Origin of the sequence: Leucobacter luti, assembly GCF_050310065.1 — a bacterium.
Lineage (GTDB): Bacteria > Actinomycetota > Actinomycetes > Actinomycetales > Microbacteriaceae > Leucobacter > Leucobacter luti_B.
Window position 1 is genome coordinate 2,275,931 of sequence record NZ_CP190007.1, and the last position, 20,372, is coordinate 2,296,302.

At 69.2% G+C, this 20,372-nt stretch carries 16 protein-coding genes and 1 rRNA gene; 3 read left to right on the plus strand and 14 right to left on the minus strand.

Going from position 1 to position 20,372, the window contains the following annotated elements; all coding sequences use genetic code 11:
• Positions 1 to 11: 11 nt before the first annotated feature.
• On the minus strand, positions 12 to 686 hold the full coding sequence (locus ACOPJ3_RS10415) for a lysophospholipid acyltransferase family protein (RefSeq protein WP_427869100.1): 675 nt from the start codon (positions 684 to 686) through the stop codon (positions 12 to 14).
• Between the two features lie 143 nt (positions 687 to 829).
• On the opposite strand from ACOPJ3_RS10415, the gene ACOPJ3_RS10420 reads away from it, so the two are divergent.
• The gene (locus ACOPJ3_RS10420) at positions 830 to 2,659 is read left to right on the plus strand and encodes an AMP-dependent synthetase/ligase (protein ID WP_427869101.1); all 1,830 of its coding nucleotides are present in this window, start codon (positions 830 to 832) and stop codon (positions 2,657 to 2,659) included.
• A gap of 481 nt (positions 2,660 to 3,140) precedes the next feature.
• Here ACOPJ3_RS10420 and def read toward each other — a convergent pair whose 3' ends face one another.
• The gene (def, locus tag ACOPJ3_RS10425) at positions 3,141 to 3,632 is read right to left on the minus strand and encodes a peptide deformylase (protein WP_427869102.1); all 492 of its coding nucleotides are present in this window, start codon (positions 3,630 to 3,632) and stop codon (positions 3,141 to 3,143) included.
• A gap of 62 nt (positions 3,633 to 3,694) precedes the next feature.
• Positions 3,695 to 7,096 carry a pyruvate carboxylase gene (locus ACOPJ3_RS10430; RefSeq protein ID WP_427869103.1) on the minus strand — a complete coding sequence of 1,134 codons (3,402 nt, stop codon included), beginning with the start codon at positions 7,094 to 7,096 and terminating at the stop codon, positions 3,695 to 3,697.
• Positions 7,097 to 7,304: 208 nt separating this feature from the next.
• On the opposite strand from ACOPJ3_RS10430, the gene ACOPJ3_RS10435 reads away from it, so the two are divergent.
• Positions 7,305 to 8,150 carry a ParA family protein gene (locus ACOPJ3_RS10435; RefSeq protein ID WP_427869104.1) on the plus strand — a complete coding sequence of 282 codons (846 nt, stop codon included), beginning with the start codon at positions 7,305 to 7,307 and terminating at the stop codon, positions 8,148 to 8,150.
• 91 nt (positions 8,151 to 8,241) lie between these two features.
• On the opposite strand, the gene ACOPJ3_RS10440 is transcribed toward ACOPJ3_RS10435, so the two are convergent.
• The 4 genes from ACOPJ3_RS10440 to ACOPJ3_RS10455 form a co-directional block, all read right to left on the minus strand.
• Positions 8,242 to 8,844, minus strand: a complete 603-nt coding sequence (locus tag ACOPJ3_RS10440; RefSeq protein WP_427869105.1) for a MerR family transcriptional regulator — start codon at positions 8,842 to 8,844, stop codon at positions 8,242 to 8,244.
• Between the two features lie 149 nt (positions 8,845 to 8,993).
• Complete coding sequence (locus ACOPJ3_RS10445; RefSeq protein WP_427869106.1) at positions 8,994 to 9,671, minus strand: MerR family transcriptional regulator; 678 nt, start codon at positions 9,669 to 9,671, stop codon at positions 8,994 to 8,996.
• Position 9,672: 1 nt separating this feature from the next.
• Positions 9,673 to 10,137 carry an FHA domain-containing protein gene (locus tag ACOPJ3_RS10450; protein WP_427869107.1) on the minus strand — a complete coding sequence of 155 codons (465 nt, stop codon included), beginning with the start codon at positions 10,135 to 10,137 and terminating at the stop codon, positions 9,673 to 9,675.
• 135 nt (positions 10,138 to 10,272) lie between these two features.
• Positions 10,273 to 11,793 (minus strand): helix-turn-helix domain-containing protein, encoded by a 1,521-nt coding sequence (locus tag ACOPJ3_RS10455; RefSeq protein ID WP_427869108.1) that lies wholly within the window; start codon positions 11,791 to 11,793, stop codon positions 10,273 to 10,275.
• Between the two features lie 163 nt (positions 11,794 to 11,956).
• Between ACOPJ3_RS10455 and aceB the strand changes: the two genes are divergently transcribed.
• Positions 11,957 to 13,609, plus strand: a complete 1,653-nt coding sequence (aceB, locus tag ACOPJ3_RS10460) for a malate synthase A (RefSeq protein ID WP_427869109.1) — start codon at positions 11,957 to 11,959, stop codon at positions 13,607 to 13,609.
• A gap of 84 nt (positions 13,610 to 13,693) precedes the next feature.
• Here aceB and mnhG read toward each other — a convergent pair whose 3' ends face one another.
• From mnhG to rrf, 7 genes are all read right to left on the minus strand, one after another.
• On the minus strand, positions 13,694 to 14,053 hold the full coding sequence (mnhG, locus tag ACOPJ3_RS10465) for a monovalent cation/H(+) antiporter subunit G (protein WP_427869110.1): 360 nt from the start codon (positions 14,051 to 14,053) through the stop codon (positions 13,694 to 13,696).
• Positions 14,046 to 14,360, minus strand: coding sequence for a monovalent cation/H+ antiporter complex subunit F (locus ACOPJ3_RS10470; RefSeq protein ID WP_427869111.1), 315 nt, complete (start codon positions 14,358 to 14,360; stop codon positions 14,046 to 14,048). The genes mnhG and ACOPJ3_RS10470 overlap by 8 nt, the downstream gene beginning before the upstream one ends.
• The gene (locus ACOPJ3_RS10475) at positions 14,357 to 14,956 is read right to left on the minus strand and encodes a Na+/H+ antiporter subunit E (RefSeq protein ID WP_427869112.1); all 600 of its coding nucleotides are present in this window, start codon (positions 14,954 to 14,956) and stop codon (positions 14,357 to 14,359) included. The genes ACOPJ3_RS10470 and ACOPJ3_RS10475 overlap by 4 nt, the downstream gene beginning before the upstream one ends.
• Positions 14,953 to 16,620, minus strand: a complete 1,668-nt coding sequence (locus ACOPJ3_RS10480; protein WP_427869113.1) for a Na+/H+ antiporter subunit D — start codon at positions 16,618 to 16,620, stop codon at positions 14,953 to 14,955. The genes ACOPJ3_RS10475 and ACOPJ3_RS10480 overlap by 4 nt, the downstream gene beginning before the upstream one ends.
• Entirely contained in the window at positions 16,617 to 17,126 is a 510-nt protein-coding gene (locus ACOPJ3_RS10485) for a Na(+)/H(+) antiporter subunit C (protein ID WP_427869114.1), read from the minus strand. The genes ACOPJ3_RS10480 and ACOPJ3_RS10485 overlap by 4 nt, the downstream gene beginning before the upstream one ends.
• Complete coding sequence (locus ACOPJ3_RS10490) at positions 17,123 to 20,020, minus strand: Na+/H+ antiporter subunit A (RefSeq protein WP_427869115.1); 2,898 nt, start codon at positions 20,018 to 20,020, stop codon at positions 17,123 to 17,125. The genes ACOPJ3_RS10485 and ACOPJ3_RS10490 overlap by 4 nt, the downstream gene beginning before the upstream one ends.
• Before the next feature lie 177 nt (positions 20,021 to 20,197).
• Positions 20,198 to 20,314: ribosomal RNA gene (gene rrf, locus ACOPJ3_RS10495) — 5S ribosomal RNA — on the minus strand.
• Positions 20,315 to 20,372: the final 58 nt, after the last annotated feature.

Sequence of the window (20,372 nt, forward strand, 5' to 3'; positions counted from 1 at the left end):
GCGAGCTCTGCCTACACGGGCTTGCGTACGCTCGAGGCGTACACGTCCGCGTACTCCTGGCCGCTCAGTCGCTGGATCTCGAGCATGATCTCGTCGGTGACGCTGCGCAGCACGAAGCGGTCGGCGCTCATTCCGTGGAACCGGCTGAAGTCGAGCGGCTTGCCGATGACGGTGCCGATCCGGCGGATCTTCGGGATCTTCGCCCCGATGGGCATGGCCTTCTCGGTGTCGATCATGACGGCGGGGACGACCGCGGCGCCCGATTCGAGCACGAGCCGCGCGACGCCCGTGCGACCGCGGTAGAGCCGCGCGTCCGGGCTGCGGGTGCCCTCGGGGTAGATCCCGAGCACGTCGCCGCGATCCAGCACACTGAGGCCCGTGTTGAGGGACGCCTCTGAGGCCTTGCCTCCGGATCGATCGATCGGGAGCTGGCCGACGGCGAGCATGAACGACTTCACGAGCCAGCCCTTCAGTCCTTTGCCCGTGAAGTAATCGCTCTTGGCGAGGAAGTAGACGCGCCGGTCGATCATGAGCGGCATGAAGAACGAATCGATCACGGAAAGGTGATTTCCGACAATAATCACCGGTCCGGAGGCCGGAATGTTCTCGGCACCCTCCACCCACGGGCGATAGATCGTTTTCAGAAATGGCCCGATGATCAGGTGTTTGAATATCCAGTAGAGCACAGCCCGTGGTTTCCTCTCGACGAGGAACCACAATAGCCGCTCAGCGGTTCCATGCGGGTATGCGTATAGGCTGATTCCGTATATAGGCGCGGCGATGCTGCCCGCGCCTGGCGACCGGTACACGAGGTATCAAAGGAGCTCCCGTGCAACAGACTGAGACCCCGATTCTCATTCCTGCCGTCCCTGAGGACAACATCACCGACCTGCTCGAGCAGCGCGTCGCGGCAACCCCCGATCGTGCGCTGTTTTCGGTGCCCGAGGGCGATGGCTGGCGGGATCTTTCCGCCACCGAGTTCCGCCGGCAGGTCGTCGCGCTCGCGAAGGGCTTCGCCGCCGCGGGCATCGAGCCGGGCGACCGGATCGCGTTCATGTGCAAGACGAGCTACGAGTGGACGCTCGTCGACTTCGCGATCCACTACGCGGGCGCCGTGATGGTCCCCGTGTACGAGACCTCGTCCCCGCTGCAGATCCACTGGATCCTCGAGGACTCGGGCGCGCGGGCGATGCTCACCGAGACGCAGGAGCACGCCGAGCGCTTCGAGGAGATCCGCTCGGAGTCTCCCGCGATCACGCTCGCGTGGCGTCTCGACCAGGGCGGCATCGACGAACTCGTCGCCGCCGGCGCTGGCATCGCCGACGAGGAGATTGAGCGCCGCCGTGGCCTCGCCGTCGGCGCAGACATCGCGACGCTCATTTACACCTCCGGATCGACCGGGCGCCCGAAGGGCTGCGTGCTCACGCACTCGAACTTCGTCGACCTCTCCCGCAACGCCGCGGGCGCGCTCGCCGAGGTGGTGCAGGAGCGGGGCGCCTCGACGCTCCTCTTCGTCACGCTCGCCCACGTCTTCGCGCGCTTCATCTCGGTGCTCGCGATCCACTCTGGCGTGCGCGTCGGCCACCAGGCGGACACGACGCAGCTGCTCCCCGCTCTCGGCTCGTTCAAGCCGACCTTCCTCCTCGCGGTCCCCCGCGTCTTCGAGAAGGTCTACAACTCGGCCGAGCAGAAGACCGAGGCCGAGGGTAAGGGCAAGATCTTCCGCGCCGCAGCGAAGGTCGCCGTGCAGCACTCGGAGGCGCTTGACACCGGCAAGGTGCCCTTCATGCTCGGGCTCAAGTTCAAGATCTTCGACAAGCTCGTCTATTCGACACTGCGCGAGAAGCTCGGCGGCAATGTGCGCTACGCGGTGTCCGGATCGGCGCCGCTCAGCCACTACCTCGGCCACTTCTACCGCAGCCTCGGGGTGAAGATCCTCGAGGGCTACGGCCTGACCGAAACGACGGCGCCCGTCACCGTCAACCTGCCGGACAAGTTCAAGATCGGCACCGTCGGCCCCGCGCTCCCGGGGCACACGGTCCGCATCGCCGACGACGGCGAGATCGAGGTCAAAGGCCTCGACGTGTTCAAGGAGTACTGGAACAACCCGGAGGCGACGGCCGCCGTGTTCACCCAGGACGGCTTCTTCAAGACGGGCGACCTCGGCTCGCTCGACGCCGACGGCTACCTCACGATCACGGGCCGCAAGAAGGAGATCATCGTGACCGCCGGCGGCAAGAACGTCGCCCCGGCCGCGCTCGAGGATCCGATCCGCGCGAACACGATCATCGGCCAGGTCGTCGTGGTCGGCGACCAGAAGCCCTTCATCTCGGCGCTCGTCACACTCGATCCCGAGATGCTGCCCGCCTGGCTCAAGAACAACGGCGAGGATCCCGGGATGCCCCTCGAGGAGGCCGTACGCAACCCGAAGGTGCTCGCCGAGGTCCAGAGCGCGATCGACGAGGGCAACAAGTACGTGTCGCGCGCCGAGTCGATCCGCAAGTTCGTGATCCTGCCGACCGAGTTCATCGAGGCGAACGGGCATCTGACGCCCAAGATGAGCATCAAGCGCGACAACATCCTGCGCGACTTCTCGGGCGAGATCGCGAAGCTCTACGGCGAGAACCCGCAAACGGAGGCGCTGCCGGCGCAGCCGTAGCGCGCGGCGCCTGACGCTCGCGCACAGGGGTGCGGTCTCGATTCTCACGAGGCCGCACCCCTGCTGCGTCTGCGCTCCCTCGCAAATCTGCACTCGCTCCCACGAAAAGGCTCCGGATCGTAGGAACGAGCGCAGAACTCGGAGCGAGCGCCGGGCGCGGGACTCAGCGCCCCGACGCACCTGCGCGCGATCCGCGATCCGCGATTCGAGATCCGCGCCTCCGAGGGCGCACCCGTGGCGTCTGCGCTCCCTCCGAAAACTGCGCTCCCTCCTAACAAAACGCGCGAATCCTTAGGAACGAGCGCAGAACGAGGAACGAGCGCAGGTCGCACGGCTCGACAGCGCGCTGCCGAAACCCGGCCGCGCCTGCACTCCCTCGCAAATCTGCACTCGCTCCCACGAACACGCCCCAGATCGTAGGAACGAGCGCAGAACTCTGAGCGAGCGCAGGGCGCAACCACGGCGCGGCGGCGCGCGCCCCCTAGAACCAGCTGGAGGTGCGGATCTGGCGCATCGCCTCGCCGCGGGCCTCGCGGTCGAGGCGCGAGAGGTAGAGCTTGCCGTCGAGGTGGTCGCACTCGTGCTGGAGCGCCTGCGCGAGCAGGCCCTCCCCCGAGATCACGAGCTCGCGCCCGTCGAGGTCGATCCCGCGCACGGTCGCGCGCGGGTAGCGCAGCACGTCGAACCACAGATCCGGCACCGAGAGGCAGCCCTCGCCGGTCGGCACGGGCTCGCCCTCGAGCGCCACGATCTCGGGGTTCAGGATGTAGCTCACCTCGCCGTCGATGTGGAGGCTGAAGGCGCGCTGCGTGTACCCGATCTGCGTGGAGGCGAGACCCGCGCGGCCGTCGAAGGCGACCGTCTCGCACAGGTCGGCGACCATGGCGCGGACACCCTCGTCGATCGTCTCGATGGGCTCGCACACGGTGCGCAGCACCGGATCGCCGAACACTCGGATCTCGCGAATCGCCAAGGCGTACTCCTTCCCGGCGCGCGGAGGGCGCCGCGCGCGTTACCGGCGCGGCGCCCCGCGCACTAGGCGATCACCGCGATGAGATCCCCTGCCTCGACGGACCGGGTCCCGGTGAACGCAACGCGCTCGACTTTACCAGCCACGGGGCTTGTGATCGCGGCCTCCATCTTCATGGCCTCGATCGTGGCGACCGGCTGCCCGACCTCGACGGCGTCGCCAGCCTCGGCCTTCACCGTGACGGTCCCCGAGAACGGCGCGGCCACGTGGCCCGGGTTCGTGCGGTCGGCCTTCTCCGCGGCGGGCGCGTCGACGGCGACCGACTCGTCCTTCACGAAGACCTGTCGCAGCTGCCCGTTGACGCGCACCATGACGGTGCGCACGCCCTTGTCGTCGGCGTCGCCGATCGCCTCGAGCCCGACGTAGAGGCGCACGCCCTTCGCGAGGTCGATCGCGCGCTCCTCGCCGGCCTGCAGGCCGTAGAGGTAGTCGGGCGTGTCGAGCACGGAGAGGTCGCCGTACTGCGTGCGCGCGTCCTCGTACTGCCTCGTCGGCTGCGGGAAGAGCAGCCGGTTGAGCGTGGCGCGGCGCTCCTCGCTCGTGCCGCCCAGGAGTTTCGAGTCCTCGTCGGATACGGGCGCGACCTCGATGTTCACGGTCTTGCCCTGCAGCACCTTCGAGCGGAAGGGCTCCGGCCAGCCGCCCGGGATCTCGCCGAGCTCGCCCGCGAGGAAGCCGACGACCGAGTCCGGCACGTCGTAGTTGCCCGGGTTCGCCTCGAAGTCGGCCGGATCGGCGTCAACGGCCGCGAGGTGCAGCGCGAGGTCGCCGACGACCTTCGAGGAGGGCGTCACCTTCGGGATCCGGCCGAGGATCCGGTCGGAGGCCGCGTACATGTCCTCGATCTTCTCGAAGTTGTCGGCGAGGCCGAGCGCGATGGCCTGCTGGCGCAGGTTCGAGAGCTGGCCGCCCGGGATCTCGTGCGTGTAGACGCGCCCGGTCGGCGACGGCAGACCCGACTCGAACGGCTTGTAGACGGCCCGCACTGCGTCCCAGTACGGCTCGAGCGCGTACACGGCCTCCTGCGACAACCCCGTATCGCGATCCGTGTCCGCGAGCGCGGCGACGAGCGCCGACAGCGAGGGCTGCGAGGTCGTGCCCGACATCGGCGCCGAGGCCGCGTCGACGGCGTCGACGCCGGCCGCGGAGGCGGCGAGCAGGGTCGCGAGCTGGCCGCCCGGCGTGTCGTGCGTGTGCAGGTGCACGGGGAGATCGAAGCGCTCGCGCAGCGCGGTAACGAGCTTCGCCGCGGCCTGCGGGCGCAGGAGCCCCGCCATGTCCTTGATCGCGAGCACGTGGGCCCCGGCCTGCACGATCTCGTCGGCGAGCCCGAGGTAGTAGTCGAGCGTGTACTTGTCCTCGGCGGGCGAGAGCAGGTTGCCGGTGTACGACATCGCGACCTCGGCGACCGCGGTCCCCGTCTCGCGCACCGCCTCGATCGCGACGCGCATCTGGTTCACGTCGTTCAGCGCGTCGAAGATCCGGAACACGTCGACGCCGGTCGCAGCGGCCTCCTGCACGAAGGCCTGCGCGACGCGCGCCGGGTACGGCGTGTACCCCACCGTGTTCTGCCCGCGGAGAAGCATCTGGATCGGCACGTTCGGCAGCGCCTCGCGGAGTGCGGCGAGGCGCTCCCACGGATCCTCGCCGAGGAAGCGGAGCGCGACGTCATAGGTCGCACCGCCCCACGCCTCGACCGACCACAGCTCGGGCGTGAGCCGCGCGACGTACGGCGCGATCCGGACGAGATCCTTCGTGCGGACCCGCGTCGCGAGGAGCGACTGGTGCGCGTCGCGGAACGTCGTCTCCGTGACCGCGAGCGCCTTCTGCTCGCGCAGCGCCTTCGCGTACCCCTCGGGGCCGAGTTCGAGCAGTCGCTGGCGGTGCCCGGCGGGGGCGGGCACCGAAAGATCGACGCCGGCGGGAAGCTTTGCGGCGGGATCGGCCTGGTTCGGGCGCGCGCCGTTCGGCTGGTTCACGGTCACGTTCGCGACGTGCTGCAGCAGGCGCGTCGCGCGGTCCTTCGGCTTGTTCATGTCGAGCAGCTCGGGCCGCTCCTCGATGAACGCCGTCGACACGTCGCCCGCCTGGAAGTCGGGATCCGCGAGCACGGCCTGCAGGAACGGGATGTTCGTCGCGACGCCCCGGATCCGGAACTCGGCGAGCGCGCGACGCGCGCGCACGACGGCGTCCTCGAACGAGCGCCCGCGGCAGGTGAGTTTCGCGAGCATCGAGTCGAAATGCGGGCTGATCTGGGCGCCGGCGTTGATCGTGCCGCCGTCGAGGCGCACGCCGCCGCCGCCAGGCGAGCGGTAGGCAGTGATCCGGCCGAGGTCGGGGCGGAAGCCGTTCGCGGGATCCTCCGTCGTGATCCGGCACTGGAGCGCCGCTCCTCGCAGCACGATCTGGTCCTGCGTGAGACCGAGCTCCGCGAGCGTCGCGCCGGCGGCGATCCGCATCTGGGCGCGCACGAGGTCGACGTCGGTGACCTCCTCGGTGACCGTGTGCTCGACCTGGATCCTGGGGTTCATCTCGATGAAGACGTGCTCGCCAGCCCGCTCGCCCGCGGTGTCGAGCAGGAACTCGACCGTGCCGGCGTTCTCGTAGCCGATCGACTTCGCGAACGCGATCGCGTCGCGGGTGAGCGCGTCACGCGTCTCCTGTGGCAGGTTCGGCGCGGGGGCAATCTCGACGACTTTCTGGTGGCGGCGCTGCACGGAGCAGTCGCGCTCGAAGAGGTGCACGGTTGCGCCGGTCTTGTCGGCGAGCACCTGCACCTCGATGTGGCGCGGCCGCAGCACGGCCTGCTCGATGAACATGGTCGGATCGCCGAACGCCGACTCGGCCTCGCGCATCGCCGACTCGAGAGCGTCGCGCAGGTCCTCCTCGCGTTCGACGCGCCGCATGCCGCGCCCGCCGCCGCCGGCGACGGCCTTCGCAAACACCGGGAAGCCGATCCCGCGCGCGCCCTCGATGAGCGCGTCAACGTCCGTCGACGGCGGCGTCGAGCGGAGCACGGGAACGCCGGCCGCGATCGCATGCTCCTTCGCCGCGACCTTGTTGCCCGCCATCTCGAGCGCCTGCGTGCCCGGCCCGATGAACCGGATCCCCGCCTCCTCGGCGGCCGCGGCGAGCCCCGGGTTCTCCGACAGGAAACCGTACCCCGGGTAGATCGCGTCGGCGCCGGCCTCGACGGCGACCCGCACGATCTCCGCGATATCGAGGTAGGCGCGCACCGGGTGCCCGACCTCCCCGATCAGGTACGCCTCGTCCGCCTTCAGGCGGTGGAGCGAGTTTCGGTCCTCATAGGGGAACACCGCGACCGTCTCCGCCCCCAGCTCGTGCGCCGCGCGAAACGCTCGAATCGCGATCTCACCGCGATTGGCGACCAGAACCTTCTTGAACATACGGGTGACCCTCTCTGTAGCTGACATCAGCGGCTGCCCAGACCGTCAAGTGATTCGATATCAAGATACATGCTAGTGATCCGCGTATGCGATTTCGCGTCCGAATGCGTCATTTTCTGCTGCTCTGATCAGCCTTCTCCATGCACGATTTCCCCGATACGGACAGATACCCGGGCGAATCCATGGAGCCATCCACTAAACTCGTAGCGTGCATGTATTGAGTGTGAGTTCCCTCAAGGGCGGCGTCGGCAAGACGACCGTGACGCTCGGCCTGGCTTCCGCGGCGTTCTCCCGTGGGCTGCGAACCCTTGTTGTCGATTTCGATCCCCAGTCGGATGTCTCCACCGGCCTGGCCGTGAACCCCGAGGGCTTCGCGAACGTTGCCGACGTGCTGGAGAGCCCGAAGGAGAAGACTGTCCGTTCCGCGATCGCTCACAGCGGCTGGAACGACTATCACGAGGGCGGCACGATCGACCTGCTGGTTGGCAGCCCCTCGGCCATCAACTTCGACGGCCCGCACCCGTCGACCCGTGACATCTGGAAGCTCGAGGAGGCGCTCGCGACGGTCGAGTCCGAGTACGACCTCGTGCTCATCGACTGCGCACCCTCGCTCAACGCGCTCACCCGCACGGCGTGGGCCGCGAGCGACCGCGTGCTCGTCGTCTCGGAGCCGAGCCTCTTCGCGGTCGCGGCGACGGACCGCGCGCTGCGCGCGATCGAGGAGATCCGCCGCGGTGTGAGCCCCCGCCTGCAGCCGCTCGGGATCGTGATCAACCGCACGCAGCCGCAGTCGATGGAGCACCAGTTCCGGATCCGCGAGCTGCGCGAGATGTTCGGCCCGCTCGTGCTGAACCCGCAGCTGCCCGAGCGCACCTCGCTGCAGCAGGCGCAGGGCGCGGCGAAGCCCGTGCACATGTGGCCTGGCGAGGCGTCGCAGGAGATGGCGGGCAACTTCGACCTCATCCTCGACCGCGTGCTGCGGTCGGCCGGCATGGACTCGGCGCGGGCTCCCGGATCCGGCCCGCGCGAGGCCTCCGTCTCCCACGAGGGCTAGGTCGCACCTCAGACACGGCGGTCAGACAGCGAAAAAGGCGCCCCGGCCGGGGCGCCTTTTTCGTACCCTGATCGGCCGCGGGGCCTGAGGGCTAGGAGATCTTCTTGCGCGACTTCCGGCGCGCGGCGAGCTCGTCCTGGGCCGAGTGCCCCTCGTGCTTCGCCTCGTCGGCGCGGTGCTCGTCAGCGCGGTGCTCGTCCATGTCGACGAGCGAGGTCTCGACCTCGCGGAGCACCTTGCCGACGGCGATCCCGAACACGCCCTGGCCACGGCTCACGAGGTCGATGACCTCGTCGCTCGACGTGCAGAGGTAGACGCTCGCTCCGTCGCTCATGAGGGTCGTCTGGGAGAGGTCGTGCACGCCCGCCTCGTGGAGCTGCGCGACCGCCGTGCGGATCTGCTGCAGCGAGATGCCGGTGTCGAGCAGTCGCTTGACGAGCTTCAGCACGAGGATGTCACGGAAGCCGTAGAGCCGCTGCGAGCCGGAGCCCTTCGCGCCGCGCACGGTCGGCTCGACGAGGCCGGTGCGGGCCCAGTAGTCGAGCTGCCGGTAGCTAATGCCGGCGGCGCGGGCCGCCGTGGCGCCCTTGAAGCCGCCGTCCTGGTTCGGCTTCGGGAGTCCGTCGTCGAATAGGAGATCGTCAGCGATCGAGATCGTCTCCGCCTCGTCGTGCGGATGCTGACCGTTCTCCATCGGGTTCCTTTCTCCCCCGGCGCGGGGCGCCGAAACTCCCTCAACGGTACCGAGCGAAAGGTCCCCGTGCAACGACCGACGGAGGTCGACTTTGGCGTGTCGACCTCTACTTGAACTTGAAGGTTGAAATCACGCCGAATTGACGCGACTCAGGATCCCGACACGCGGCGCCGCAACACGCCGGAGCGCACCGTCTCCAGGTAGCCGACGAGCTCGAGCGAGTGCTCGGTGCTGTGCGGCGAGCCGTCCTTCACTCCCCTCGTCGCCACGGCGTGCGCGATGAGCTCGGCCTCGCGCTCCGCGGAAACCCTGAACGAACGCAGGTGCCTGGGCGTGATCCCGCGCTCCGCGAGCTTCAGCAACGCCGTGAGCTGAGCGACACAATCGTGGGGGAAGACCTCGGCCGCGGGCAGCAGCCCGGCGGCGATCGCCTCGCCCAGGAAGCGCGCGCTCGCGCCGGTCGAGCGGCGCAGCTCCTCGCTGCTCAGCACCCGCTTCGGCGCGAGGATGCTCGACGCGCTCCGCGGAGAGGCGCCGGGGATGATCGGGTCGTTGCCCTGGTCGAGCTCGTCGAGCACCTCGGCGATCACGCGCAATGGCAGAAACTGATCCCGCTGCAGGGTCAGGATCAGGCGGATCCGCTCAATATGCGCCTGCGAAAACTTGCGGTAGCCCGACTTGGTGCGCTCGGGCGTGACGAGACCCTGCTCCTCCAGAAACCGCAGCTTCGAGGGCGTGAGATCCGCGAAATCGTCCTGCAGCCGAGCGAGTACCTGGCCGATGCTGAGAAGGCCGGGGCTCTGTTGGCGGGCCGCTTCGGCCGCCACGCTAGCCCTCCTCGCCCAGATCGAACCTGGAGGCGAAGAAGGTGAAGCGGAACTTGCCGACCTGAACCTCGACTCCGTCGTCGAGCACGACCTCGCCGTCGATGCGCTCACCGTCACAGAAAGTGCCATTGAGCGAGCCGAGGTCTGCAACCGAGAAGGTCGTGCCTGCGCGCCGGAACTCGGCGTGACGGCGGGACACGGTCACATCGTCGAGGAAGATGTCGACCGCGGGGTGGCGGCCGGCCACCGTGACGTCCTGATCCAGCAGGAAGCGCGCACCGAGGTCGGGGCCGCGGCGCACCACGAGAAGCGCGGCGCCCGAGGGCAGCGCCTCCACGGCCTCGCGCTCGTCGACGGTGAGATCGGTCGCATGCGCCCTGATCAGCGCGCCGAGATCCTCACGGAACTGCTGAGTGGAGCGCGCCTCCGTGTTATCGGCGCGACGGGCATGGTTCTCGGCGTTCACGTCCTCACCAATCCTGATCTCGGTACGGCGACGGGCCGATCGACCCGCTTCCTCTACGCTATCGCAGGGGGCCTGGGCGGCGCATCCCAGAGTGCCAAAAACCGCTGGGCGCGATGCAATACGAGACGCCTTCCGTTACGCGAGACGCTCCTGCGCCTCGAGGAACTCGTACACCTCGTGCGAGTCGACGCCGGGGAACGAGCCGGTCGGCAGCGCCGCGAGCAGGCTCGTCGGCGTCGCGGCCTCCGGCCAAGCCGCCGCCTCCCACTTCCGGGTGAGCTCGCTCGAGGCGCGCCTGCAGCACCGGTCATCGGGGCAGAAGGACTGCGTGCGGTGCGGCGTCTCGCGGCCGCGGAACCAGCGCACGTCCTCGAATCGGACACCCACGCTCACGGAGTACAGCCCCTCCTTCGCCTTCTCCACGCGCGAGGTGCACCAGTACGTGCCGCCCGACGCCATGTCGGTGTACTGGTACCAGGGGTTGAATCGATCCGGCTGCGCGAAGACCGTCCGCGCGGTCCAGTTGCGGCACACCATCGCGCCCTCGAAGTTGCCGAGCGCGTCCGACGGGAAGCGCACCCCGTCGTTCTCGTACGCCTTGATCAGCGTGCCCGACTCGTGCGCCTTCATGAAGTGGACGACGAGCCCGAGCCGCTCGGTCGCGAGGTTCGTGAAGCGATGCGCCGCCATCTCGTAGGAGACGCCGAACGCGTCGCGCAGATCCTCCATCGAGATCTGCCGCTGCTTCTTCGCCTCGGCCAGCAGCTCGACCGCAGACTCCTCCGGCAGCAGCACCGCGCCCGCGAGATAGTTCGCCTCGACGCGCTGGCGCAGGAAGTCGCCGTAGCTGCGCGGCTCCTCGTGCCCGCAGACGACGCTCGCGAGCGCCCGGAGGATCGGCGCCCGCGCGTCCCGCGACGGCAGGTTGCTGCTCAGGTAGATCCGCCCGTTGCGGCGGTCGATCACGGAGCGGGTGGAGTGCGGGAGCCCCGAGACGTAGTGCAGCGTGAAGCCGAGCTTCTGCGCCACCGTCGCGATCGACTGCTGCGACACGGGCCCGCCTACGTATCCGACGCTCTCGAGCAGGCCAGTGGCCGCGCGCTCCAGGTCGGAGAAGTAGTTGCCCGCGACGCGCATCTCCGCGCGCAGCTCGGTGTTGGCCCGGCGCGCCTCCTCCGGCGTCGCCGCGCGCTCGCGGTGCAGCCGCTCGACCTCCTGGTGCAGGCCCAGGATCGCCTTCAACGTCTCGTCGCTCGTCGCCTTCGAGACCCGGATCGGCTGGATCCCGAGCGAGCCGAACACCGCGCCCCGCTGCGCCCGCTCGACCGCGATCTCGAGCGCCGCCCGCTCGCTCGGCGCCTCGTCGAGGAGCAGCTCGTCGACCGTCACGTCGAGCGCTGAGGCGAGCGCGCGCAGGAGCGGCAGCCGCGGCTCCCGCTTACCGTTCTCGATCGCGGAGAGCTGCGACGGCGCGCGATCCACCGCGGCGGCGAGCTGGTCGAGGGTGAGGCCGAGCGCGGTGCGCCGCTCGCGCACGCGCCGGCCGAGCGTCAGCGCGTCACCCTCGGACTCGGACTGGGGGTCGGGCGCCCGGTCGGCCACGGTGCCGGCCACTGGGTTCGCGCCGACGCCCGGGTTCATTTCGAGGAGACTCATGGATCCATGGTGCCAGAGCTGCGATTTTCCGACAAGTAGAAGAATCGCGAATCTTCACCCCCCGAAACGCCGATCCGGGGCGTTTCCCTGCCCGCAAGATGGAACTACAGCGCAGGACTCGATCCCGAGTCGGCCCACTCCCCCTTCAGAAAAGGAACAGATCATGACCACGACGCAGGCGGTTCAGCAGCAGACGCAGACCGCCACCCCCGCATTCGGCCCCCGCATCGACGTGACCGGTCGCCCCTTCGACCGCAGCGACGAGATCCTCACGCCCGAGGCGCTGCAGTTCCTCACCGAACTGCACGACCGCTTCGCGAGCACGCGGCACGAGCGCCTCGCCGACCGGCAGCGCCGCCGCTACGAGATCGGCAACGGCCGCGATCCGCGCTTCCGTGAGGACACGCGCGCGATCCGCGAGGACGCCGAGTGGCAGGTCGCCGGCGCGGGCCCCGGGCTCGAGGACCGCCGCGTCGAGATCACGGGCCCGACCGACCCGAAGATGACAATCAACGCGATGAACTCGGGCGCGAAGGTCTGGCTCGCGGACCAGGAGGACGCGACGAGCCCGACCTGGCGCAACGTCATCGGCGGCCAGCTCTCGCTCTTCGACGCGATCCGCAATCAGCTCGAGTACACGAGCCCCGAGGGCAAGGAGTACCGGATCACGGCCGAGCGCACGCCCACGATCGTAATGCGCCCCCGCGGCTGGCACCTCGTCGAGAAGCACATCCGCTTCACCGACAAGCACGGCCAGTCGGGCGCCGCCTCCGGCAGCCTCGTCGACTTCGGCCTCTACGCCTTCCACAACGCCCGCGAGCTCGTGTCGCGCGGCCGCGGCCCCTACTTCTACATCGCAAAGCTCGAGTCGAGCGAGGAGGCGAAGCTGTGGGACGACATCTTCACCTACACCGAGCAGGCGCTCGGCCTCGATCACGGCACGATCCGCGCGACCGTGCTCATCGAGACGCTCCCCGCCGCCTTCGAGATGGAGGAGATCCTGTACGTGATGCGGGATCACATCGCCGGCCTGAACGCCGGGCGCTGGGACTACATCTTCTCGATCATCAAGAACTACCGCGGCCGCGGCGCACGCTTCGTGCTCCCGGATCGCAGCGAGGTCACGATGACGGTGCCCTTCATGCGCGCCTACACGGAGCTCCTCGTGCAGACCTGCCACAAGCGCGGGGCGCACGCGATCGGCGGCATGAGCGCGTTCATCCCGAACCGCCGCGACCCCGAGGTCACCCGCCGCGCCGAGGAGAAGGTCAGCGCCGACAAGCAGCGCGAGGCCACGGACGGCTTCGACGGCACCTGGGTCGCGCACCCCGACCTGATCCCGGTCGCCCAGGCCGAGTTCGACGCCGTGCTCGGCGACCGCCCGAACCAGGTCGATCGCCAGCGCGACGACGTCCGCGTCACCGCGGCGGACCTGCTCGACGTCCGCATCGGCCGTGACATCACCGAGGCCGGTGTGCGCGAGAACGTCTCGATCGGGATCCGCTACATCGAGGCGTGGCTGCGCGGCATGGGCGCCGTCGCGATCGACAACCTCATGGAGGACGCCGCGACCGCCGAGATCAGCCGCTCGCAGATCTGGCAGTGGATCCACCAGGATCAGTCGACCGCCGAGGGCACCCGCATCACCCGCGACTGGGTCGCGGGGATCGTGGCCGAGACGGTCGAGGGCTTCGAGCGCTTCGAGGGCGACCGCTTCGCCGACGCCGCCGAGCTCTTCGCGGACGTCGCCCTGGGCGACGACTTCCCCACCTTCCTCACGGTGCCGGCGTACAGCCGCTACCTCGTGGACGCGTAGGAGCCACGGAGGCAGGCGAACAGCGGAGGGCCCGGAACCGAGTCGATCGGTTCCGGGCCCTCCGCTGTGTCGTGCCGGATCCGGCTAGCGGTAGAGCGAGTCGCTGCGCTCGATCGCGGGGCCGAGCTCGTCGACCACGAGCGTCTCAGTGTCGAGCTGCCCCGTGCGGTAGGCGGCGCGGCCCACCATGTGTGCCGCGATCGGCGCCGTCAGGCACTGGAACACGAATACGGGCACGAGCGCGAGCAGGGTCGGGAAGGAGCGCTGGTCGAGCGCGATCGCCGCGATGACGAGCAGCAGGCCGAAGATCTGCGGCTTCGTCGCCGCGTGCAGCCGGCTGAGCGCGTCCGGGAAGCGCAGGAGGCCGATGCCCGCCGCGGCGGAGAGCACGCCGGCGAGCAGCACGCACACGACGGCGGCGACGTCCATGATCTCGTCAAACATTGCTGTCTCCCCTCAGCCGGTCGGGGTCGCGCGGCACGTCGGCCCGGCGCTTCACGAAGCGCGCGACGACGATGGTCGCGAGCGTCGCGGTCGCGCCAATCACCGTCATGAGCGGGATCGTGTCCGTGTGGTTGCGCACGACCATGTCGGCGCCGACGACGAGCATGAGCGTCGTGAGCAGCACGTCCGAGGCGATCATCCGGTCGAGGATGGTCGGCCCGCGCACGATCCGGATGATGGCGGCCACGGCGGCCATCGTGAGGCCGAGGCCGGCGGCGATGATGCAGGCGAGCATGAAGACGCTCATTTCAGCCCCCTGATCTCTTCGCGCGAGCCCACGGCGTGGACGAGCAGGTACTCGAGGTGTCGCACGTCGCGGCGCATCGCCGTGATCTCCTTCTGCGTCGGCGTGCCGAGCACGTGCAGGTAGAGCGTCGACGCGAAGCGGTCCACCTCAGCCACGAGCGAGCCCGGGATGAGCGAGATCGTGAGGCCGACGGCCGTGATGATGAAGTCTGACCTGGTCGTCAGCCTGACCGCGATGATCGAGGTCGCGGGCGGCGGCCCGGGCTTCACCGCAAGCCAGGCGACCTCCCACGACGCCTTCGACAGGTTCCACAGGAAGTAGCCGAGGAACCTCAGCGCGTACCACGGGTTAAAGCGGCCGGCCAGCTCGACGGGCGGCAGGTAGAACACGCGCATCACGAAGATCGCGACGACGATCCCGCTCACGAGCGACATCGGCGAGATCTCCTGCCAGAGCATCATCCAGAGCACCACGAGCCCCACGAGCAGCGGGAGCTCGTGCAAGCGCACGATCCACTCGAGCCTGCGCCCGGCCCGCGGGTTCGCGTCGCCGCGCGCGTCGCCCCGCACGCCGCCGCCCTCGCTCCGCGGGCTCATGATCCGGCCCCCTCGAGTCGGGTGTCGCCGCTGCCACCGGGGAGCTCGCCGGGGGTGTCGCCGAGCACGAGCTCCACGAGCCGGCCGGAGTCGGCGAGGTTCTCCCCCGCCCGCGTCGCGTAGCCGTAGAGCGGCCCCGCGAACACGGTGAGCGCGATGCTCACGGCCACCATGCCTGCTGTCGCACCCACCATCAGGCGCGGGATCTCCTTCTGCTCCTGCGTGGGGCGCGCGTCGGGCGCGTCCTGCAGCCGCTCGAGCATGGCCTCCTCGCGCTCGCGCAGCCGGAGCGCCTCGGTGCTCGGCACCGCGCCGGTCGCGGGCTGCGCGGGATCCGCGGCGGGGCGCCTGCGCGTGCGCCAGAACGCGAGCACCCACGCGCGCGCGAGCGCGTACAGCGTGAGCAGGGACACGAGCGCCCCGATCCCGATCAGCCAGTAGGTGCCCGGCGTCGCGAGATCGGCGGCCGCGGTGAAGAGCCCCACCTTGCCGATGAACCCGGAGAACGGCGGGATCCCGCCGAGGTTCAGCATGGGAATGAAGAAGAGCACCGCGATCACGGGCGACGCGCGCAGCATGCCGCGCAGCTCCGCGAGCGACGTCGTGCCGCCCTGGCGCTCGAGCAGTCCGACCGCGAGGAACAGGGTCGTCTGCACAATAATGTGGTGCGCGATGTAGTAGATCGTCGCGGCAAACCCGGCCGCGTTCGCCATCGCGATGCCGAAGATCATGTAGCCGATGTGGCTGATGAGCGTGAACGAGAGCAGTCGCTTGATGTCGAGCTGGGCAACGGCGCCCAGGATCCCGATGAGGAGCGTGAGCCCCGCGATCACGAGCAGCAGACTATCGACGCTCGAGACGGGGAAAAGCTGCGTCTGCGTGCGGATGATCGCGTAGACGCCCACCTTCGTGAGGAGGCCGGCGAAGACCGCGGTGACGGGCGCAGGCGCCGTCGGATACGAGTCGGGCAGCCAGAACGACAGCGGGAAGACGGCCGCCTTGATCCCGAACGCGATGAGCAGCGCGAGGTTCAGGAGCAGCTGCACCTCGCTCGGCAGCTCGGCGATGCGCACGGTGAGCTGCGCCATGTTGACCGTGCCCGTCGCGCCGTAGATCAGCCCGATCGCGGACAGGAACAGCACCGAGGACACGAGCGAAACGATCACGTAGGTGACGCCGGCCCTGATGCGCGGGGCCGTGCCGCCGAGCGTGATGAGCACGTAGCTCGCGACGAGCAGGATCTCGAAGCCGACGTAGAGGTTGAAGAGGTCGCCCGCGATGAACGCGTTGAAGACGCCAGCGCCCAGCACGAGATACGTCGGGTAGTAGATCGAGACCGGGGTGTCCTCGTCGCCGTCCGCGAGGCCCTGGCCGAGCGAGAAGAGGAAGACCGCGAGGAGCACGACGGCCGAGACCGTCACCATGAGCGCCGCGACGCGGTCGACCACGAGCGCGATCCCGAACGGCGCGGCCCAGCCGCCGACCTCCATGACGAGCGTGCCGCTCGTGTCGGCGAGCCACATGAGCGCGCCGCCGAGCACGAGCACGAGGCTGAGCGAGACGAGCGTGATGCCCTGCTGCAGCCTGCGGTGCCCCGGCACGGCGAGCGCGAAGGCCGCGCCCGCGAGCGGGATCAGCACGACGAGGGGAACGAGCCAGATCATCGCTCTTCCTCCTTCGTCTCGTGCTCCGGGGTGACGACCGGTTCGAGCGGGTGCTCGCGGTCCTCCAGGTGCTCCTCGTCGTGGTCGTCGGAGGACTCCGGCGTCTCCTCGAGGTCCTCGTCCGTGACCTCGTCCGTGGTGAGCGCCTCGGTCGTCGCGATTTCGAGATCCGCCTCGTCGTCCGTGACCCAGTCGTCGCGGTCGCGGGCGAGGCGCCACGAGCGGTAGATGAGGGCGAGTAGGAACGCCGCGACGCCGAAGGTGATCACGATCGCCGTGAGGATGAAGGCCTGCGGGAGCGGGTCGGACATCTCCTCCGGCTCGGCCTGCCCCACGATCGGAGCGGCGCCGAAGGATCCCGACATCAGGAAGATCAGCAGGTTCGTCGCGTTGCCGACGAGCAGGAAGCCGAGCAGCAGGCGCGTGAGCGTGCGGTCGAGCATGAGGTACACGCCGCAGGCGTACATGACGACCATCACGGCGACGAGGACGAGCGGCATGGTCATGAGCGGCTCACCTCCTCCTCTTCGAACGCTGCGATCTCGGCCTCCTCGTGCTCGTCGATCTCGGCGCCCAGGCTGCGCAGGACGTCGAGGATCAGGCCGAACACCACGAGGTACACGCCGACATCGAAGAGCGTCGAGGTCACGAACGGCAGCGTGCCGAAGATCCCGAGGTCGACGTCGACCCAGGAGGACGCGAGCGCGGACTGGCCGAAGAAGAGCGGCAGGATCGCCATCGTCACCGCGAGCGCGAGACCGATGCCGAGGATCCGGCCGGCGTCGAGCGGAACCGTCGCCCCGAGCTCGTGCCTGCCCCCGGCGAGGTAGCGCGCGACGAGCGCGAGGCCGGCGACGAGGCCACCCGCGAAGCCGCCGCCTGGCGAGTTGTGGCCCGTGAGCAGCAGGTAGATCGACAGGATGATGAGCGCGTGGAAGATCAGGCGCACCACGACCTCGAGCAGGATCGAGCGGCGCGCGGGATCGAGGTGGCGGCCCGCGAGCACCCAGGTGCCGCGCGTCGCCGGGTCGTTCGGATCCGCCACCCGCAGCAGATGCGCGCGCGCCTGCGAGCGGGCCTCGCTGCGCCGCAGCTTGGGCCGCAGGTCGGCGCGGGTGCTGAGGAAGACGAGCGAGGCGACGCCGGTCGCGGCCGCCAGGATCACGGAGAGTTCGCCCAGCGTGTCCCAGCCGCGGATATCGACGAGCATGACGTTCACGACGTTGCTGCCGTGGCCGCCCTTCGACGCGAGCTCGGGCAGGTTCAGCGAGATGGGCTCGGCGATCCGGGACCCGAGGGCCACGACAGCGAGCGCCCCCATGACGAGGCCGACGCCGGCGCCGATCGCTATGCGGATCGCGCGGATCGAGAGGCGGGAGCCCGAGCCGAGCCGCTGCGGGAGGCGGCGGATCACCAGCACGAACGCGATGAGCGTGACGGTCTCGACGAGGGCCTGCGTGAGCGCGAGATCCGGCGCACCGTGGGTCGCGAAGATCGCGGCCATGCCGTACCCCGTGACGCCGACGAGCACGACGGACTGGAAGCGCGTGCGGGCGCGGAGCGAGGCGATCGACGCCGCGATCATGACGAGCGCGATCGGCACCTGCACCGGGAGCGTCACGAGGGTGAGCTGCTCGGGCCACTCCCCCGTGGCGAGCAGCGTGCCGCCGAGGCCGAGGATCAGCACGATCAGGATCACGGCGAGGTAGAAGGGCAGCGAGCCGCGCTGCGTGAGGGCCGTGAGACGCACGGCGAGCACGTCGACCCAGTGCGTGAGCACCCAGTAGGCGTGCGAGGCGGACCAGCGCTCGGAGGGAGCAGGGAGGCGCGGGCGCAGCCTCGAGGCGGCGATCGCGAGGAGCGCACCGAGCAGCAGCACGCAGAGCGAGGCCCAGAGCGCCGGGGTGAGGCCGTGCCAGAGCGCAAGATGCTCGGGGTGGTGGCCGTCCGCGGGCACGACGGCGGCCTGCAGCACCCGGTCGAGCCACGGGGCCGCGATCCCGCCCGCGAGGGTGAGCGCGACGAACATGCTGGGAGCGACATGGATCTGCCAGCTCGGCCGATGCACGACGGCGCACTCCACCGTGTCAGGCTTCTGCGCGAATGCGCCCCAGAGGAAGCGCCCCATGTAGGCGACCGTGAGCACGCTGCCGCCGACCGCGACCCAGAAGGCGACGAGCGCGAGCGGGCGCGTCTCGCCGATGCTCAGCAGTTCCGTAAACGCGGACTCCTTCGCCACGAAGCCGATGAAGGGCGGGATCCCCGCCATCGAGGCGGCGGCGATCACGGTGAGCACCGTGAGCGCGGGCATCCGCCTTCCGATCCCGCAGAGTTTCCGCAGGTCACGGGTGCCCGTGGCGTGATCGATGATGCCGACGGCGAGGAAGAGCGGAGCCTTCGCGAGCGCGTGAGCCAGCAGCAGGGCGAGCCCCGCAAAGGACGCACGGGGATCCCCGACGCCGATCACCATGACGAGCATGCCGAGCTGGCTGACGGTGCCGTGCGCGACAATCAGCTTGATGTCGAACTGCCTGAGGGCGCGAATCCCGCCGTTGATCATCGTGATCGCGCCGAGAATCACGAGGGTCTCGCGGAAGCCGGGAACGTCGCCGAAACCCGGGACGACGCGCAGGATCAGGTACACGCCGGCCTTCACCATCGCGGCGGCGTGGAGGTAGGCGCTCACGGGGGTCGGCGCCGCCATGGCGCCGGGCAACCAGAAGTGGAACGGGAAAATCGCCGACTTCGAGAGCGCGCCGGCGAGCACGAGGAAGATGGCGACCGTTCCGAGCGCGCCCTGCGGCGGATCCGCGACGATCTCCGAGAGCAGCGAGGTGCCGGCGGCCTGCGCCAGCAGCACGAAGCCGACGAGCATCGCGAGCCCGCCGAACACGGTGACCATGAGCGCCTGCAGCGCGGCCGAGTTCGCCGTGCGGAGACGCGTGACGTGCCCGATGAGCAGGAAGGAGAACACCGTGGTGCCCTCCCAGAAGATGAAGAGGAGGTAGACATCGTCGGCGAGCACGAGCCCGAACATCGACGTCACGAAGCCCATGAACACGGCGGCGAAGCGCGGGAGGCCCGCGTCCCCGTCCTCGAAGTAGTGGGCGCAGTAGAGCAGCACGAGGGCGCCGGCGCCCGAGACAAGCAGGGCGAAAATCGCGGAGAGCACGTCGAGCCTGAACGTGAGCGTGATCCCGAGCTGCGGAATCCACGGCAGCTGCTCGACGAGCACCTCGCCTGCGAACACGGGCTGCGCGATGACGAGCACGACAGCGAACACGGCCGCGAGAAGGATCGCAAGCGGCACGAAGACGATCCGGCCGAGGCGGCGGACGATCGGATGCACGAGGGGACTAAGGAAAGCGAGACCGAGCAGCATGCCCATCATCGCTCCCATAGGCGGCCCGCTTCCCAGTTGTCGGTCGTCGTGAGTTCTCCGGTCCATTCTACCGGAAATGCGCCCGTGAACTCGGCGCGAAGGCCCCGGATCGGGCGACGAAAGGCCCGGAAACGAGAAAAGGGGCCGCACCAGCATGCCGTCAGCGGCATACGGTGCGACCCCTCTTGAAAAGGTGTCCGGCGGTGTCCTACTCTCCCACACCCTCCCGAGTGCAGTACCATCGGCGCAGTCAGTCTTAGCTTCCGGGTTCGGAATGTGACCGGGCGTTTCCCTGACGCTATAGCCGCCGTAACTCTATTAACATGTGACCACCCACCCCCCGGTAGGGGTTGGTGTGGCCGTACGTCAA

Coding starts and splice junctions, on each gene's coding strand:
- ACOPJ3_RS10430 (WP_427869103.1), bottom strand. CDS start 7,096: ATGTTCAAGAAGGTTCTGGTCGCCAATCGCGGTGAGATCGCGATTCGA.
- ACOPJ3_RS10440 (WP_427869105.1), bottom strand. CDS start 8,844: ATGGAGAACGGTCAGCATCCGCACGACGAGGCGGAGACGATCTCGATC.
- ACOPJ3_RS10455 (WP_427869108.1), bottom strand. CDS start 11,793: ATGAGTCTCCTCGAAATGAACCCGGGCGTCGGCGCGAACCCAGTGGCC.
- aceB (WP_427869109.1), top strand. CDS start 11,957: ATGACCACGACGCAGGCGGTTCAGCAGCAGACGCAGACCGCCACCCCC.
- mnhG (WP_427869110.1), bottom strand. CDS start 14,053: ATGTTTGACGAGATCATGGACGTCGCCGCCGTCGTGTGCGTGCTGCTC.
- ACOPJ3_RS10470 (WP_427869111.1), bottom strand. CDS start 14,360: ATGAGCGTCTTCATGCTCGCCTGCATCATCGCCGCCGGCCTCGGCCTC.
- ACOPJ3_RS10475 (WP_427869112.1), bottom strand. CDS start 14,956: ATGAGCCCGCGGAGCGAGGGCGGCGGCGTGCGGGGCGACGCGCGCGGC.
- ACOPJ3_RS10480 (WP_427869113.1), bottom strand. CDS start 16,620: ATGATCTGGCTCGTTCCCCTCGTCGTGCTGATCCCGCTCGCGGGCGCG.
- ACOPJ3_RS10485 (WP_427869114.1), bottom strand. CDS start 17,126: ATGACCATGCCGCTCGTCCTCGTCGCCGTGATGGTCGTCATGTACGCC.
- ACOPJ3_RS10490 (WP_427869115.1), bottom strand. CDS start 20,020: ATGGGAGCGATGATGGGCATGCTGCTCGGTCTCGCTTTCCTTAGTCCC.